Origin of the sequence: Massilia aerilata, assembly GCF_042656905.1 — a bacterium.
In the GTDB taxonomy this organism is placed as follows: Bacteria; Pseudomonadota; Gammaproteobacteria; order Burkholderiales; family Burkholderiaceae_D; genus Telluria; species Telluria aerilata.
In genome coordinates this window covers 71,941-88,621 of sequence record NZ_JBHSMZ010000009.1, presented here as the reverse complement: position 1 = coordinate 88,621, position 16,681 = coordinate 71,941, and the positions used below count along the sequence as shown (strand labels likewise).

The 16,681-nt window shown below is 66.0% G+C and carries 11 protein-coding genes; 5 read left to right on the top strand and 6 right to left on the bottom strand.

The annotated features are described in order from the left end of the window. Positions 1-70 precede the first annotated feature (70 nt). The 6 genes from ACFPO9_RS14195 to ACFPO9_RS14170 all read right to left on the bottom strand — a co-directional run bounded on the left by ACFPO9_RS14195 (position 71) and on the right by ACFPO9_RS14170 (position 8,665). Positions 71-2,470, bottom strand: coding sequence for a M1 family metallopeptidase (locus ACFPO9_RS14195; protein ID WP_379771769.1), 2,400 nt, complete (start codon positions 2,468-2,470; stop codon positions 71-73). A 102-nt stretch (positions 2,471-2,572) separates the two neighbouring features. Then, positions 2,573-4,963, bottom strand: a complete 2,391-nt coding sequence (locus tag ACFPO9_RS14190) for a M1 family metallopeptidase (RefSeq protein WP_379771768.1) — start codon at positions 4,961-4,963, stop codon at positions 2,573-2,575. A 185-nt stretch (positions 4,964-5,148) separates the two neighbouring features. Next, positions 5,149-5,343: a hypothetical protein gene (locus ACFPO9_RS14185; protein WP_379771766.1), complete on the bottom strand. Its 195-nt coding sequence runs from the start codon at positions 5,341-5,343 to the stop codon at positions 5,149-5,151. A 78-nt stretch (positions 5,344-5,421) separates the two neighbouring features. Further along, on the bottom strand, positions 5,422-6,648 hold the full coding sequence (lplT, locus tag ACFPO9_RS14180) for a lysophospholipid transporter LplT (protein ID WP_379771765.1): 1,227 nt from the start codon (positions 6,646-6,648) through the stop codon (positions 5,422-5,424). A gap of 92 nt (positions 6,649-6,740) precedes the next feature. Continuing rightward, positions 6,741-7,580, bottom strand: a complete 840-nt coding sequence (locus tag ACFPO9_RS14175) for a phytanoyl-CoA dioxygenase family protein (RefSeq protein ID WP_379771764.1) — start codon at positions 7,578-7,580, stop codon at positions 6,741-6,743. Between the two features lie 32 nt (positions 7,581-7,612). Next, positions 7,613-8,665 carry a M29 family metallopeptidase gene (locus tag ACFPO9_RS14170; RefSeq protein ID WP_379771763.1) on the bottom strand — a complete coding sequence of 351 codons (1,053 nt, stop codon included), beginning with the start codon at positions 8,663-8,665 and terminating at the stop codon, positions 7,613-7,615. A 134-nt stretch (positions 8,666-8,799) separates the two neighbouring features. On the opposite strand from ACFPO9_RS14170, the gene ACFPO9_RS14165 reads away from it, so the two are divergent. From ACFPO9_RS14165 to ACFPO9_RS14145, 5 genes are all read left to right on the top strand, one after another. Continuing rightward, positions 8,800-9,336, top strand: coding sequence for a DUF3828 domain-containing protein (locus ACFPO9_RS14165; protein WP_379771762.1), 537 nt, complete (start codon positions 8,800-8,802; stop codon positions 9,334-9,336). A 97-nt stretch (positions 9,337-9,433) separates the two neighbouring features. Continuing rightward, positions 9,434-10,942, top strand: coding sequence for a hypothetical protein (locus ACFPO9_RS14160; protein WP_379771760.1), 1,509 nt, complete (start codon positions 9,434-9,436; stop codon positions 10,940-10,942). Next, the gene (locus ACFPO9_RS14155; protein ID WP_379771759.1) at positions 10,939-12,432 is read left to right on the top strand and encodes a hypothetical protein; all 1,494 of its coding nucleotides are present in this window, start codon (positions 10,939-10,941) and stop codon (positions 12,430-12,432) included. Before ACFPO9_RS14160 ends, ACFPO9_RS14155 begins: the two co-directional genes overlap by 4 nt. Before the next feature lie 33 nt (positions 12,433-12,465). Then, a complete protein-coding gene (locus ACFPO9_RS14150) occupies positions 12,466-12,939 on the top strand; it encodes a hypothetical protein (RefSeq protein ID WP_379771758.1) in 474 nt (157 codons plus the stop codon). Between the two features lie 18 nt (positions 12,940-12,957). Next, entirely contained in the window at positions 12,958-16,674 is a 3,717-nt protein-coding gene (locus ACFPO9_RS14145; protein ID WP_379771756.1) for a tubulin-like doman-containing protein, read from the top strand. Positions 16,675-16,681: the final 7 nt, after the last annotated feature.

The window sequence follows — 16,681 nt, the reverse complement described above, 5'->3', positions numbered from 1 at the left end:
GACACCCCGTGCCCACCATGTGCGTTAATCGATGCGTGGGCACGGCGTGCCCACCCTACGGTTACTTGGCTTACTTGGCGATCGGCTTCTCTTCGTCCTTGGCTTTCTCGTCCTTGGTCTTCAGCTTTTCGTTGAAGTCCTTCATCATGTCGTCGCCACCGCCGCGCTGGGACTTGAACAGCTCCAGGCGCGTCGGGGTCGCCTTGCGCGGCCAGGCGTTGTCGCTCTGGTCGGTGTCGGCGGTCTCCCAGTACGGGTCTTCGACCAGGCTGGTCATCGGCTCGTCGGTGATGATCAGTTTCGTGATCTTCTTCGGGTTGTAGCGCCAGATTTCGGCGGGCACGCGCTCGACATACTTCTTGCCGCTGGCGAGGGTGATCTCGAGGATCAGCGGCGTCACCAGGCCGCCCTTGTTGCTGAAGTCGACCAGGTAGAGGTGCTTGCCTTCCTTGAGCAGCGCCTTTTCCCAATCCTCCAGGCCTTCCACGGCTTCGTTGTACTTGTTGCGGTCCTTGTTCGTGACCGTGAACTCGTCGTGTTCGTTGTAGAAGTCCTTCAGCTCTGGATGCGCATCGAGGCGGCGCGGCAGCGTGCCCTTGTTGCGCCGGTCGGTGATCGAGACCGGCTCGCCGGCCTTTTGCGCACGCTTCCAGGCCTTCTCGATTTCCGGATCCTTGCTCCCCACCGTGTACTCGCTGATGCCGTCGATGCTGACGTCCACGTAGTCGGTGGTGTAGAACCAGCCGCGCCAGAACCAGTCGAGGTCCGTGCCCGACGCGTCTTCCATGGTGCGGAAGAAGTCGGCCGGGGTCGGGCGCTTGAACTTCCAGCGGCGTGCGTACTCCTTGAACGCGAAGTCGAACAGTTCGCGGCCCAGCACTGTCTCGCGCAGCACGTTCAGCGCGGTGGCCGGCTTGGCATAGGCGTTGTTGAGGAACTGGACGATCGATTCCGAGTTGGTCATGATCGGCACCTGGTTCTGGCTCTTCATGTAGCTCGCGATCAGGCGCGACTCGCCCCACTGGACCGGGAATTTCTCTTCCCAGGCTTCTTCGGCCAGGAACTCGAGGAAGCTGTTCAGGCCCTCGTCCATCCAGGTCCACTGGCGCTCGTCCGAGTTGACGACCATCGGGAAGTAGTTGTGGCCGACCTCGTGGATCACCACGCCGATCAGGCCGTACTTGGTGCTCTTCGAGTAGCTGATCTCGCCGGTCTTCTTGTCCTTGCTCGGACGCGGGCCGTTAAACGAGATCATCGGGTATTCCATGCCGCCGCCGACGTCGAAGTTGACGGAAATGGCGACCGGGTAGGGGTAGTCGAAGGAGTACTTGCTGTACTGGTCGAGGGTGTGCACCACGGCCTGGGTCGAGTACCGGCCCCACAGTGGATTGCCTTCCTTCGGATAGAAGGACATCGCCAGCGCGTCCGTGCCATCCTTCTTGTAGCCTTGCGCATCCCAGATGAACTTGCGGCTCGAGGCGAAGGCGAAGTCGCGCACGTTCTTCGCGCGGAAGCGCCAGGTCTTGCTGGTGTCGGCGTGGGTCTTTTCCTTGGCTTCCGCCTCGGCTTGGGTCACGATCAGCACCGGCTGCTTCGCGCTGCGGGCCTGGTCGAGGCGCTGGCGCTGGGCCGCGCTCAGCACATCGCCGGGGTTCTGCAGCTCGCCGGTGGCGGCCACGATGTGGTCGGACGGGACGGTCAGCTCGACGTCGTAGTCGCCGAATTCCAGCGTGAACTCGCCGGCGCCGAGGAACTGCTTGTGCTGCCAGCCGTGGGCGTCGTAGTAGGCCGCCATGCGCGGGAACCACTGGGCGATCGCGAACAGCTCGTTCTTGTCGTCGAAGCCTTCGTAGCCGGAGCGGCCGTGCACGATCTTCTGGTTGTTGATGTTGTAGTGCCAGTCGACCGAGAAGGACAGCTTCGCGCCCGGCTTCATCGGCTGCGGCAGGTCGATCCGCATCATGGTGCCGTTGATGACGTAGTGGAGCGGCGCGCCGCCGGCATCCTTCACCGCCGTGATGTTGAAACCGCCGTCGAACAGGCGCGATTCCAGCATGGTGCGCATGCCGTCGAACTTCACGCCCGTCTCCGGGGTCGCCCGGGCCCAGGCGTCGCGCGAGACCACCGTCGCCGAGGTGCGCCCGTTCGAGTTCGGCTTGAACAGGTTCTGGTCCAGCTGCAGCCACAGGTAGTTCAGCGTGTCCGGCGAGTTGTTGTGGTAGGTGACGGTCTCGCTGCCGGTGATCGCATGCTTCGCTTCGTCGAGCCTGGCGCGGATCTTGTAGTCGGCGCGCTGCTGCCAATAGGCGTGGCCCGGCGCGCCCGAGGCGGTGCGGGTGCCGGTGGGCGTGGGCAGCAGCTCGTCGAGCTGGCGGAACTTGTCGTCGAATTGCTGGGCGAAGGCGGAGCCGGTAACGGCGGCGATCAGGGTGAGGGCGGCGAGACTGGCGGGCAGGCGCTTGAGGTTCATGTCGTTCTATTTATATGTATGTTTTTGCGGTCCAAAAATGCGAAATGCCCACGCGGGCGTTTGCGTTGTGCAAACGTCCCGCGTGGGCACGGGGTGCCCACCCTACTTGGCTGCGGCGCCCTGGTCGGCGGCGGCCTTCACTTCCGGCTTGGCGTCCTTGGCGCCCTTGTCGTCTTTCGACTCCTTGGACTCCTTGGTCTTCAGCTTCTCGTTGAAGTCTTTCATCATGTCGTCGCCGCCACCGCGCTGGGACTTGAACAGTTCCAGGCGCGACGGGGTTGCCTTGCGCGGCCAGGCGTTGTCGCTCTGGTCGGTGTCGGCGGTTTCCCAGTACGGGTCCTGGACCAGGCTGGTCATGGTCTCGTCGGTGATGATCAGCTTCGTGATCTTCTTCGGCGAATAGCGCCACACTTCGGCCGGCACGCGCTCGATGTATTTCTTGCCGCTGGCCAGGGTGATCTCCAGCACCAGCGGGGTGACCAGGCCGCCCTTGTTCGTGAAATCGACCAGGTAGAGGTGCTTGCCATCCTTGAGCAGCGCCTTTTCCCAATCCTCCAGGCCTTCGACAGCTTCGTTGTACTTGTTGCGGTCCTTGTTGGTGACCGTGAACTCGTCGTGCTCGTTGTAGAAGTCCTTCAGTTCCGGGTGCGCATCCAGGCGGCGCGGCAGCGTGCCCTTGTTGCGCTGGTCGGTGATCGAGACCGGCTCCGCATCCTTCTGCGCGCGCTTCCACGCCTTTTCGATTTCCGGGTCCTTGGTGCCGACGGTGTACTCGCTGATGCCGTCCACGCTCACATCGACGTGGTCGGTGGTGTAGAACCAGCCGCGCCAGAACCAGTCGAGGTCCGTGCCCGACGCATCTTCCATGGTGCGGAAGAAGTCCGACGGGGTCGGGCGCTTGAATTTCCAGCGGCGCGCGTATTCGCGGAACGCGAAGTCGAACAGCTCGCGGCCCAGCACCGTTTCGCGCAGCACGTTCAGGGCGGCGGTCGGCTTGGCGTAGGCGTTCGCACCCAGCGCCGTGATCGACTCGGAGTTGGTCATGATCGGCTGCTGGCCAGCGCTCTTCATGTAGTCCACGATCGAACGCGGCTCGCCGCGCGACTGCGGGTAATTCTCTTCCCAGGCCTGCTCGGCCAGGTACTGCACGAAGCTGTTGAGGCCTTCGTCCATCCAGGTCCACTGGCGCTCGTCCGAGTTGACGATCATCGGGAAGTAGTTGTGGCCCACTTCGTGGATCACGACGCCGATCAGGCCGTACTTGGTGCGCTTCGAATAAGTCAGCTCGCCGGTCTTCTTGTCCTTGGTCGGGCGCGGGCCGTTAAACGAAATCATCGGGTATTCCATGCCGCCCACCGGGCCGTTCACGGAAATCGCGACCGGATACGGGTAGTCGAAGGAGTACTTGTTGTACTGGTCGATGGTGTGGATGATGGCCTGGGTCGAATACTTCTCCCACAGCGGGTTGCCTTCCTTCGGGTAGTAGGACATCGCCATCACATTGGTCGCGTCCTTCTTGAAGCCCTGGGCGTCCCAGATGAACTTGCGGGACGAGGCCCAGGCGAAGTCGCGCACGTTCTTCGCGCGGAAGCGCCAGGTCTTGCTGCCGCTGGCGCGGGTCTTTTCCTTGGCTTCCGCTTCGGCCTGGGTCACGATGACCACCGGCTGCTTGGCGGTGCGGGCCTGCTCGAGGCGCTGGCGCTGGGCCGCGCTCAGCACGTCGCCCGGATTCTGCAGCTCGCCGGTGGAGGCCACGATGTGGTCGGCCGGGACGGTCACGGCCACGTCGTAGTCGCCGAACTCCAGCGTGAACTCGCCGGTGCCCAGGAACTGCTTGTGCTGCCAGCCCATCACGTCGTAGTAGGCCGCCATGCGCGGGAACCACTGGGCGACTTCGAACAGGTCGTTCTTGTCGTCGAATTTCTCGTAGCCCGAGCGGCCGCCGAGCACCTTCTGCTCGTTGATGTTGTAGCTCCATTCGATCGCGAACGAGACCTTGGCGCCGGACTTGAGCGGCTGCGGCAGGTCGATGCGCATCATCGTGCGGTTGATGACGTAGTGGAGCGGGGCGCCGCTGCCGTCCTTGACCGACTTGATGTTGAAGCCGCCGTCGAAAGTACGGGCGGTCATCAGGCTCTGCATCTGGTCGAACTTCATGCCGTCGTCCGGGCCGCGCGGCTTGTCCCAGGCGTCGCGCGAGCGGATCGTGGCGCCGGTGCGCGAATCCGAATTCGGCTTGTAGATGTTCTGGTCGAGCTGGACCCACAGGTAGGTCAGCGTGTCAGGGGAATTGTTGTGATACGTGATCGTCTCGGCGCCACTGATCGAACGGTTCGCCTCGTCCAGCGTGGCGCGGATCGAATAATCGGCGCGCTGCTGCCAGTAGGCGTGACCCGGCGCGCCGGAGGCGGTGCGGATCGTGGTCGGGGTGGGGAGCAGTTCGTCGAGCTGGCGGAATTTGTCGTCGAAAGGTTCCGCTGCAATTGCTGACATGGTGAGGCATAGAGCCGCCAAGCCGATCGGCAAACGTATCATATTTACCCTGCTTTAGAGGTTGAAAGAAAGAAAATATTCTAGTCTTCCCTCTAAAGCAATTGTTCGCTTGATTTGTAACAAGCTTGTTACAAAGCACCAAAATTCGCGAATGTGGCGTTTTGGATACTACTGTATAGCCGGCCTCAGCCTTGGCTGGTCTGGGCCACGCGCTGGCCGCCGTGCATCCCGTCCATGAATCCATGGGCGAGTTCTTCCGATCCAGCGCCAAACCAGAGCAGCAGTGCAGCGCCGAGCATCAAGTTGCGATTGGCGCCGCGGAAACCGGCCACAAGAAGGATGAATCCAAGAACCTGGATCACCAGGGAGATGACGGCCATGGCTGCCTCCATATGCATGAGTTGACGATAATTTATTATAGGCAAACCTAATATATCGATGTCAACTATTGGCAAAGCTCATGCATGTTGCGATGTATTCGCCACCGCGCGCAAATAGAGCATGGCGAGGGCAATGAGGAGGCCAATCAGTATCAGCACCGTGTTCATTGCCAGTTTTACCTGCAGCGCCATCGCATAGCTGGCCGTCATCGCCAGGATGGCCAGGTTCTCATTGAAATTCTGCACCGCGATCGATTGCCCGGCGCTCATCAGGCTGTGGCCGCGGTGCTGCAAAATCGCGTTCATCGGCACCACGAACAGGCCGGCCAGCCCGCCGATTGCCAGCAGCAGGGGCAGCGCGGCCTGCACCGTGTGCACGAACACCATCGCGCACAAGGCGACGCCCAGCACGATCCCGACCGGCATCACCGACATCGAGCGCACCAGCGGCACCGTCTTGCCGGCGATCGCGGCGCCGATCACGACCCCGAGCGCGAACACGCCCTGCAGCGCCGCCGCCTTGTCCAGGCCGAGGCTGAGCGCCGACTGGGCCCAGGCCAGCAGCAGGATCTGCAGCACCATGCCGGCGCCCCAGAACAGCGAGGTCACGCCCAGCGAGACCCGGCCCTCGCGGTCGCGCCACAGCGTCGAATTGCAGCGGTAGAAGTCCAGCAGCAGCGAGGGCAGGGAGCGGCGCGCCTTCGCATGGCGGGCGCCGGCGTTCACCACGCACAGGTTCAGCACCCCGGCGATGAAATAGGTCAGCACGATCACGGCCACCGCCGCGCGCAGCGGCGTTCCGGCGATGCCGGGATAAGCGGGCGCCATCGTCAGCAGCCAGGCGATGGTGTGCTGGTTGGCGGAAATGAGCCCGCCGAGGATCGTGCCGAGGATCGTCGCGACCACGGTGGTCCCCTCGATCCAGCCATTGGCCGCCACCAGGCGCCGGGCCGGCAGGACTTCGGCCAGGATCCCGTACTTGGCCGGCGAGTAGCCCGAAGCGCCGAAGCCGACGATGCCATAGGCGAGCAGGGGGTTGGCCTTGGCCAGGATCAGCGAGCAGCCGAACATCTTGATCGTGTTCGTCACCAGCATCACACGGCCCTTCGGAAACATGTCGACGAAGGCGCCGGCGAACGGGGCCAGCAGGATGTACGAGAGCACGAAGCCCATCTTCAGCATCGGCGTCATCCATTCCGGAAAAGCCAGGGTCGTGACCAGCGACACGCACAGGATGAACAGCGCGCTGTCGGCCAGCGATGAAAAGAACTGGGCCCCAACGATGGCGAAGAAGGCGGGTTTCATGGCTGCGGGCGGGTGATCGGTCTGACCTTATATCACAGCCTTACCAGGCCCCGGTTTCGCCTGGATCATGCGTGCCGCATATAAATAGTATGTCAGTCGAAGCCGCGCACCGGCAAACGCGCGTCGCGCTGGATCCAGTTGCGCGCCGAGTAGGCGGTGCGCGCATCCGTCACGTGCAGCGTGAACGCATGCCGCGACACCGCTGAACGGTTCGGCGCGCTGTAATGCGGCAGCAGCCCATGGAAGCACACCAGGCTGCCCGCCTTCGCTTCCAGCGGCACCGCGGTCGAGTCATCCGGCCAGGGCGTGGCATCCAGTTTTTCCATGCTGATGCGATCGCCGTCGCGCAGGAAGCGCTCGCGCAGCGGTCCGCGATGGCCGCCCGGTTCCACCCACAGGCAGCCGTTGTCGACGGTCGCGTCTTCCAGCGCGAACCAGAAGGTGGTCACGCTGATCGGTGTCGAATCGAAGAAGGTCGCGTCCTGGTGCCAGCGCACTTCGCCGCCGATGCCGGGCTGCTTGAAGATGTACATCGACTGCCAGACCTGCGGCCGTTCGAGGCCCAGGTCGCGCGCCACCGCCGCCAGCTTCGCATCGCGGGTGAAGGCTTCGAAGACCGGGTCGAGGTCGTGCATGGCGTGGCCGATCTTGTTGATCGACAGGGCCTTGGCCTGCTTGAGTTGGCCGTGCTCGTCGAAGGCTTCCTCTTCGAAGAAGCAGCGCACCGTGTTGTCCGAGCCGAGGAACCAGGCATCGCTGGCGCTTTCCTGGTCGCGCGTGGTGAAGACGGCGCGCGACTCGGCCGGGTCGAAGGCCTCGACGATTTCCTCAGCACGCAAGCGCAGGCGCGCGAGATCTTCGGGCGCCTTGAAATTCGGGATGACGATGTAGCCGTCGCGTTGATACCGGTCGCGCTGTTCCTGGGTCAGCATTGTGTAGAGCTCCGTTGAATGACCGCGCTATTCTACGACGCCGCCACGGTCCAGGCGCCGTCGGCATACACCCGCTCTTCATCGAGATATACCGCATCGGTCACCACGAACACATCGATGTGGTAACGCGCATCCTTGCGCTTGAAGCCCGGCTTCGCATACACGCCATGCTTGGCGCCCAGCGACAGGTGGATGCCGCACATGCGCTCGTAGGTGCCGATGTCGTCGACGCGGCGTTCGCGCGTAAAGGCGCGGTTCATGCCGAAGCCCAGTTCGCGCACCCAGACCTCGCCCTCGTCGCGGCGGATGATGTCCAGCACCTGCTGGAATTCGGGCGTCGCGTTCTCGGTATCGACCACGCGGCCGCGCTCGATCACCAGCGTGACCGGCGATGCCGGGCGGTTCACCAGATAGGACGTATCGCCGAACACGTGGACCTGGGCGCGGCCGCTGACGGCTTCCAGGTCGCGCGCTTCGGTGAACACTTCGCCGATCGGGAACTGGCCGCCGACGTTGTTCATCGCACTGTAGTCGCCGACGTTCAGCTTGGCCGATTCCAGCGCCGAATCGAAGACCAGGACCTCGCCGCCGCCATGCACCTCGGCACGCTGCGCCGTGTCGATGCGCGCCTTCAAGGCATGCCCGACGCCGCGGAAGTACTGCGGATCGTAGGCCAGCGCCTCGATGTAGTGGTCGCCCTGCGCGCCCGGCATGCGCGACAGGTGCACGTGCTCGATCACCTTCAGGCCCAGCTTGAACAACTCGACGCGCAGGCGGAAGCCGTCGAGGCGGAAGTTGGTCGACTGCACCAGCACCACCAGGTCGCCCGCCGCATAGTCCTTGAAGGACGCCAGCACCAAGTCCGGCGCCACGCCGTCGAAGTCGATGAAATCCGCATCCGGCAGGTTGCGCCGATAGGCCTCGAGCAGCGCCCGCGCCAGGGCCGTGCGCCGGTCGTAGACCACCAGCGCGCGCCGTCCCGGTCCGTGTTCGAGCGCGATCGCGAGCACGTCGCGCAGGTGCGCGGTGGCGGCGGCGATGGCGGAAGCGGGCAGGTCGGCGGTCGGGAGTTCGGTGGCGGTCATGGCGTGGAAACGTTCGGAAGCAACCCGTCATTATAGCCTCGCTCCCGGCTGCCTGGCCGCCCGCGGCGATGCTTGCGGCAGCTCACGGACAGCCGTTCCGCTTTGCTGCACAGTTTGTCTGTAGGGAGTCTATCATGTTGATTCTAAAAGGAAAATTTCCAATCTTTAACTTGCTGCCGCTGCCGCTGCTGCTGGCGCTCTTGCTGGCGCTTGCCGCGCCGGCACGAGCGCTGGAGACGAAAGCGGGCGCACGCGCGCCGGACGCCGTCGCCACCGAGTTCTACGCCTGGTACCTGGAGACCCTGAGCGCCGACCAGGACCCCCTCAGCGACCGCTACGACACCTTCATCCGCTATGTGGCGAAGGAGCTGGCGGCGCGCCTGGTCGAGCGCCTGCAGGGCGGCAAGCTGCCGCAGCGCGATTACTTCACCCAGTCCGCCAGCTATCGTCCGGCCTGGCAGCGCAGCGTGCGCGCGGCCGTGATGCGCCAGCGCGCGGGCGCGGCCGACGTGCTGGTGACGCTCGGCGACGGCATCGAGTCGCGCTTCGATGATGCCGGGCCGCGCCAGGTGCTGGTCTTGTCCATGGTGCTCGAGAACGGCGCCTGGAAAATCCGCCAGGTGGCGGCCGTCGATGCAGCAGGAAGTTCCCCGGAACAGCCCGTCATTTGATCCGTGAAGCACCGCCCTGCGCTCCTTTCGTGAACGGCGCGCCGTAGGCCTATTGCTGGCGCTATGATTCCAAAAGTGCAACGGCAATGGCAGACAAATGGCATACAGATGGGAAACGCCGGCCAGCGTCTGGCTGGAAGACGAGAACAGCGGGCAGTTCGAACTGGCGGCCAGCGAAGGCCTGGGCCGGATCGACTGGAGCAGCCACGCGCGTGGACGGGTGGCCGACTTCGCGCACCTGCTCGGCGCCTCGCTCCCTCGCGCTTGTGCCGACAATCAGGGCGAGGGCTGCGAGCACTCGTCCATCTATCCGGAAGGCTTCTCCTTTTGCCCGACTTGCGGCAAGCCCCTGGCGCGCCTGGCCGGCACGGCCCAGCGCCAGCCCGACTGGTGGGGCCCGCATGCCGACCAGCTGCTGCCGCGCCATGTGCCGCACGGCCTGCCGGTGACCTCGCTGCCGCTCGGCGACAGCCTCGAGGAGCGTCCCGCGGCGCCGGTGGTCGGCCGCTTCGACAGCGCGATGCCGCCGCCGCCGAATTCGCAATGCATCTTCATCGCCGCCGGCTACGGTTTTCCGGAGCAGCGCCTGCTGGCCCTGGCGCCGGGCCGCGGCGTGCTGCAGTACTGGGATCCGCTGGGCGAACTGTGGCATGTGCTGGTGCCGGAAGAGGGCACCGCCGAGCTGCGCTTCGGCGCGGCCGACTACGGCTGGCTGCCGGTTACCGAGCCGCGGCGCGGCGAAGTCGGCCTGGTGCCGACCGCGCAAGGCCTGTACCGCCTGTGGATCAACCCGATCAACGAGACCTACCGCCTCGAATCCGTGCTGGCCGCGCCGATGGTTGCGGCGCCGGGCGCGATGCGCCGCCAGCTGGCCTGCCTGGTGCGCGGGCATGCCGGCGTGCTGGTGCTGTCCTCGCTGGGCGCGGACCTGGCGCCGGGGCCGCAGTACGAATGCGGTGCGTTGCCGCTGTCCGGCTGGAGCCGGCCGATCGGCTACGACGGCCAGTTATGCTGGCTGCACGCCGACGGCCAGCTGCTGTGGCGCCCGGGCGAGGCGCCGCGCTTCCTGCCCTGGCCCGGCACCTGGCTGCCGCGCCTGCAGTTCGGCGGGCCGACCCTCAGCCGCGACGGCCGCATGTGGCTGATCGGGCATGACGGACTGTCCTACTGCTTCCTCGAACTCGGCGTCCCGAACCCGCAGCGCGAGCCCATCGACGGCGCCCGCCTGGGCTTCGCCAACCTGCTGTTCCGGCGCGGCCATCCGGTGGTCGACGAACCCTGGTCCGGCGAACACGTCGAGGACCAGAACGAAGACGATTCGCTGGTGCTGCCGCTGCTGCGCAGCTTCAACAACAACCGCGCCCAGCCCAGCGGGCTGGTGCTGCGCTTCCACAAATACACCGGCCGCGCCGAAGAAGCGCTGGCCGACCGCGTGATCGCCCGCACCACGGTCGAATGGATAGGCCGGCGCAACGTCATCCTCGACGAGATCGCACGCCTGTCGCGCCCGCTCGAGTGCCTGCCCTTCGTGTATGCCAATCATCTGTGGCTGCACCACCCAGACTGGAACCGGATCCGCGGCTGGAACCTGGAAGAGCTGACGTGAGGCGGGCGCTCGCTCTCATCGGCGTGCTCGCGGCCGGCCTGCTCGGCTTCGACGCGCCTGCCTTCGCCATCCCGCAGGTGGTGCTGGTGCAGAACTCGGGCTGGATGGAGCCCTTCTACACCGACCCCAAATCGGCCTTCAAGCCGCTGGTGACGGAGCTGGTCGCCAATGTCGTGCAGCCCGGCGACGCCCTGGTGCTGGCCGCCTTCAACCAGTCCTTGCCCGGCGCGCCCTCGCCGAAGGGGCTGCTGTCCGAGCAGGTCGATGCGAAGACCGTCCACGCCCACGTCGAAGCTGCGCTGGCCGGCCTGCAGACGGCGCGCAAGCCCAACGGCCAGGCGCTGGCCGACACCGACCTCGGCGAGGCCGTCGACGCCGCCCTGAACCAGGTCCTGGCCGGCAAGCCGGGGCTGGTCTGGCTGGTGACGAATAACCGCAACAGCCCGAACAACGACCAGGCGACCGCCGCGCGCAACCGCGAATTCTACGCCCTGATCCACCGCGGCGCCGCGATCGACAAGGCCGTGGCTTTCCCGCTGCGGATGCCGGTAGCGGGCGCTCACTACAGCGCCAACGGCCTGATGGTCTACGTGTTCGCGGCCGGGAAAGAGGGCGGACGCGCGCTCGACGCCCTGCTGGCCTCGGGCCGCGTGCAGCGCGTGATCACCGAGCCGCCGGCGCGCCTGAAACCGCTGGACCGCGACACCGTGCGCCTGGTGCCGCGCCGCGTCGAGGGCGCGCCCGGCGTCTCGCTGGCGATGGATGCGGGCGGCCGCCTGCATGCCGACGTCGAGCCGGACGCGGTGGCGCCCGCCACCCGCATCCAGTGGCAGCTGCAGAACACGATCTACCCGTACACGATCGCCGGCGCCACCATCAGTGCGCGCTCGATGCTGGCCGGCGAAAACCGCCCCATCGAACTGGCGCGCCACGAGCTCAAGCAGCTGGCGCCGGGCAAGGCCGAGCCGCTGGCGTCCAGCATGCAGCTGCCGGTGGCCAGACTGCCCGGCAAATGGTCGATGGAGGCGCTGAAGTCCGCCGGCTCCGCCTATGTGCTGCCGGGGCAGATCGAACTGCACCTGGCCGGCCAGACGCTGGTGCTGTCGCAGGCTTTCCGCGAGCGGATGGCGGAACTGTTCCCCGGCGACCCGCTGCCCGACATCTTCACGCCGCCCGCCGAGATCCAGGCCTCGACCGCGGTGCTGCCGCTGGAGGTGAGGGTTCACTACGGCGCCGGCCCGCTGCTGGCCGCGATCGCCGGTGCGCTGGCCCTGCTGGCGGCGGGCGCCGGCGCGGCCTATGCGTATGGCCGTCCGCGCCGCGTGCAGCTGACCGTGGAGGACGAGTTGCGCACCGTGCACACGCGCGCCGGCGCGACGCAGCCGATTTATGACAAGGCGGGCCAGCAGGTGGCAAGCCTGAAGACCACGCTGTTCGGCCACCAGCTGATCGACCTGCGCGAAGGCGCCCAGGTCCGGCTGGGGCCTTGAAGACACCATAAAAATAGACCCGAGAGGACCCCCATGCAAGACCAGAAGGCTACACCGACAACGACCGACCCCGGCTTCAAGCTGCCCGGCCAGACGGCGCCGACCACGCCGACCGCGCCCCAGGATCCGATGCCGAAGACGGCGCCCGACACCGCCAACCAGCCGGTCGAGATCGCGCCCGGCGGCGCCACCAATCCGAGCGCGGCCCCGTTGCGCGACACCTCGGGTCGCGACCTGGCGATCGGCGGCGCCGTGCTGCTGGTGCTGCTGGTGATTTACTTCTTCGTGCGCAACGCCTACGTGCACCACCTGGTGGTCAAGCGCGTGGCGCCGTCCTCGGCCGGCAGCGCGGGCTGGCTGATGTTCGTCGGCCTGTCCTTCCTGTCCTTCGCGGCGGTGCTGGCGATCATCAACGCCGCCAAGTACCTGACGCTGGCGATCACGGGGCCGCTGGTGATCATTGGTGTGGCAGCACTCATCGCGGCTTTATTCATCGGCCGCCGCTGATATTTAGGAAGAACGAACATGGCAGATTTTCCCGATCCCTCGGCATTGAACAAGAAAGCCGAACTCAAAGTCGACCTGCGGCCGACACTGTTCATCGGTTCCGGCGGCACCGGCATGGAAGTCATGATGCGCATCCGCCGCCGCATCCTGTCGGCGGTCTGGAACCGCCAGCATCCGACCCGGGTGGAGTCGATCGCCGACTTCCCGGTCGCGCGCTTCCTGCACTTCGACCTCGACAACCAGGCCATTATCGACGAGGGCAAGTCGCAGCAGACCGATCCCTGGTACGAGCTGGTCAAGCTGAGCGACGAAGAGAGGCTCGTGGAGCCTCTCGATCTCCCTCAGTATCACGAGTCCGACGACAGCCTGGCGCGCTTTCCCCTCATCGAAAGCTGGATGCCGCTGCGGCCCAAGAAACTGCGCTCGCTGGGCATCGACCCCTCGAAAGGCGCGGGCCAGATCCGTGCGCTGGCGCGCCTGTACCTGTTCGATAAGTATCCCAAGCTGCGGGGCCGCATCAAGGGCGCGCTGAACTTCCTCAGCTCGAACGCCGGCATCGAGCGCAAGGAGAATTACCAGCGCCTGGGCCTGCAAGTCGATACGAGTAAATTCCGCATCGTCGTCATCGCCTCGAACGCCGGCGGCACCGGGGCCGGCAGCGCCATCGACCTGGGCTGGATCGCCAAGGCCATCGCGCGCCAGGAAGTGTCGGACAGCCAGGTCGACCTGGTGATGTTCCTGCCTTCGGGCTATGCGAAGGCGAATAAAGAGCGCACCGAGGCCAATGCCTACGCGACCCTGATGGAGCTCGAGACCACCATGCGCGACATGAACGCGCGCGTGCAGTGGATGGACCCGGACAGCGTGGTCGGGCGCGGCGCGCCTTTCGACGACGTCTACTTCGTCGACACCGCCAACCTGGCCAACAAGGCGACCCAGGACGTGAAGGACGTCTACCAGATGGTGGCGGACACCCTGTTCGAGGATTTCGCCTCGGCCGATTTTGCCAACCGCAAGCGCTCGGTGGCGGTCAACCAGCAGCAGCACAAGCTGGGCCCCTACAATCCGCGCGTGCCGGAGCAGCGCTTCGGCGACATGCGCCTGTCCTATTCGAAGGTCTATTCCGCCTTCGGCCAGGCCGTGCTCGACACCCAGCAAAGCCTGCGCGACGATATTCGCGCCTACGAGCTGGCGGCGCTGATGGTGAAGGCTTTCTTCGGCCTCGCCGGCACCGACGGCGCCGGCGCGCGCCGCGCCACCGATGCGGAGCGCGACAGCTTCATGCGCGAGCAGATGGCCATGGGAGAGCATCCGTTCTCCGAATTCCCGGACTTCCGCAAGGGCACCGTGGACGTCACGCCCTTCCAGGAATACGCGCTGACCGACATGCTCCTGATGGACAAGGACCAGCGTTCGCTGCTGGAGCGGGTCGAGAGCAAGGTGCAGGTCGAGGTCGACCGCATCATGGCGTCCTACGACCTGAAGCTGTGGCGCGAGAAGGTGGTCGAGCTGCTGCCCAACCTGGAGCGCGACGCCATCCGCGAAGCCGGCGCCACCGCCGAGACCAGCGAGGACCGCATCAAGCGCCACACCGGCGAGCTGCTCGCGAACCTGCGCCTGAACGTGCGCGGGCGCCTCTACATGCTGCTCGACGACCGCAAGCAGGGCGGCCTCGAATTCGTGCTCTCGCTGCTGGAGCAGGTCAAATCGCGGCTGGCCCAGCGCGACCTCGCCAACGCCCAGCGCAACGGCAAGCGCTACCGCGACATCCGCGACGCCCTGCGCACGCGCCAGGTCGAGGAGTCGCTGAACAATCTGTCGCAGGCCGCCGGCCGCCTGTTCGGCAAGGACGCGCAGGCGCGCGAAGTCATGAACCACCTGAAGCGCGACATCGCCGACTACCTGCGCTTCCACTTGCTGGCTGTCGCATCCGGCCAGGCGATCGACGTCATGAACAGCATGTCGGCCTGGCTCGGCAATCCGCAGGGCACCGATGAACATGGAAACGCCCAATGGAGCGGCATCGCCGGCGAATTCCAGGAAGGACGGCGCTCCGTGCAGGCCATGCTGGCGGCCTGCGATCAGCGCATCGGCCAGCTGCGCGCCGACGCCCGCCAGGAGCACGCCACCTACATCAAGCTGGCCAGCGACGTGCTGCCGCAGCCGGTGCGGCTGACCAGCGACGTCAGCGGCTGGTCCGAAGAGGTGCTGCTGGAATTCGGCGGCTCGGCCAGGCTGTTCCCGCAACTGGGCGACGAGCGCCTGCGGGCCGACCTATTGTTGAAGTTGTTCCGCCGTGCGCAGACCCAGCTCTCGAGCATGCAGGCGGCCGGGCTGGAGCCGGCGCAGGCGGTCGACCCGCTGCTGGAGCGCCTGAACGCGATGTCGCCGCAAGAGCGCCACCGCGTGTTCAGCGAGTGGATACGCAGTGCCATGCCGTGGATTAATGCGCGCTTCTCGGCCGAGTTCATGCCCAGCGCCGACCAGTTCAAGTGCTTCGTCGGCGTCGGCGACCCGGCCGCGTGGCGCAAGCTGGAACCGGAGATCCGCGCCGCGGTGCCGACCGGCTTCCTGCACGGCGACGCGGTCGCCATCGTCAACACCGGCGTGGCGGGCAGGGCGGTCTGCTACATCGAACTGTCCGGCTACCCGATGACGGTGCTGCGCGGCCTGCCGACCTGGCGCGCCTCCTACCAGATCGAGAACCCCAAGATCCCGACGCACCTGCATTTCGATGCGACCCGCTTCCGCCATCCGATCTCGCCTTCGATGGACGAGCTGAACCGCCTGGCCGACGACTACGAATGGTTCCTGCAGGCGGTGGCGCTGGGCGTCATCCGCCGCAAGCAGGATGCCGGCGACCGCGAAGCCGCCTTCCAGCCGCGCGGCCAGTACCTGTTCGAAGTCGAGCAGGGCTCGGGCGAATGGCTCCAGATCGGCAACGAGTACGCGATCCGCTCGAACGGCTTGCCGCCCTATTACCGCGAGCAGGTGATCGCCGCCGTGCGCCAGCGCCTCGGCGCGATGGGGCCTTACCGGCTGGCGCTGCTCGCCGCGCTGATGCGCCACTACCAGTTGCGCGTGTATGAGCCCAAGCTGGAAGTCGACGAGACCGGCGCCCAGCTGCCGTCGCCCTCGCTGCCGACGATTACCGCGCGGCGCCTGTACGACCAGTGGATGCGGCGCGCGGCGTCCCTGCATCCCGAGCTGTCGCCGGCCCAGGTCGAGGCGGCGCTGGCCCAGCTCGACCTGTGGAGCGAGACAGTGCCGGATTCCGCCAGCGATGCCTATCACTGGGAAGTCGAGCGCCCGGTCGACAAGCGCGTGATCCGGCCCGAGTTCCTGGCCGGCGAAGCGCGCGCGCTGCAGGCGCTGGAGCGGCGTTCGGCTTCGCCTGCGTCGGCGCCGGCCGGGCCGGGTGCAGGCGCCGTCGGTCCGGGCATGCATGCGGCGGCGGTGGGCAGCCCCGAGGCTTTCGTGGCCGGAGCGAGCCCGATGGCGTCGCGCTATAAACTGTTCGTCAACGGCGCCCAGCGCGGCCCGTATGCGCTGGAAGAGGTCGCGCAGGCGCTGGCGCGCGGCGAGATCGACCACGGCACGCGCATCTGGAACATGCAGTGGAATCCGCGCCAGGACAAGTGGAAGACGGTCGGTGAGATGCCGGAACTGGCGGCGGTTTTCGACAACGCGATTCCGGATCCCGAGGACGGGGTTCCGGATCCGGATCCGGCCTAAAGGAATA

Excerpts from the sequence above, each read along its gene's own strand:
- ACFPO9_RS14150 (WP_379771758.1), top strand. The coding sequence starts at position 12,466 with ATGCAAGACCAGAAGGCTACACCGACAACGACCGACCCCGGCTTCAAG.
- ACFPO9_RS14195 (WP_379771769.1), bottom strand. The coding sequence starts at position 2,470 with ATGAACCTCAAGCGCCTGCCCGCCAGTCTCGCCGCCCTCACCCTGATC.
- ACFPO9_RS14165 (WP_379771762.1), top strand. The coding sequence starts at position 8,800 with ATGTTGATTCTAAAAGGAAAATTTCCAATCTTTAACTTGCTGCCGCTG.
- lplT (WP_379771765.1), bottom strand. The coding sequence starts at position 6,648 with ATGAAACCCGCCTTCTTCGCCATCGTTGGGGCCCAGTTCTTTTCATCG.
- ACFPO9_RS14145 (WP_379771756.1), top strand. The coding sequence starts at position 12,958 with ATGGCAGATTTTCCCGATCCCTCGGCATTGAACAAGAAAGCCGAACTC.
- ACFPO9_RS14170 (WP_379771763.1), bottom strand. The coding sequence starts at position 8,665 with ATGACCGCCACCGAACTCCCGACCGCCGACCTGCCCGCTTCCGCCATC.
- ACFPO9_RS14175 (WP_379771764.1), bottom strand. The coding sequence starts at position 7,580 with ATGCTGACCCAGGAACAGCGCGACCGGTATCAACGCGACGGCTACATC.
- ACFPO9_RS14185 (WP_379771766.1), bottom strand. The coding sequence starts at position 5,343 with ATGGCCGTCATCTCCCTGGTGATCCAGGTTCTTGGATTCATCCTTCTT.
- ACFPO9_RS14160 (WP_379771760.1), top strand. The coding sequence starts at position 9,434 with ATGGCATACAGATGGGAAACGCCGGCCAGCGTCTGGCTGGAAGACGAG.
- ACFPO9_RS14190 (WP_379771768.1), bottom strand. The coding sequence starts at position 4,963 with ATGTCAGCAATTGCAGCGGAACCTTTCGACGACAAATTCCGCCAGCTC.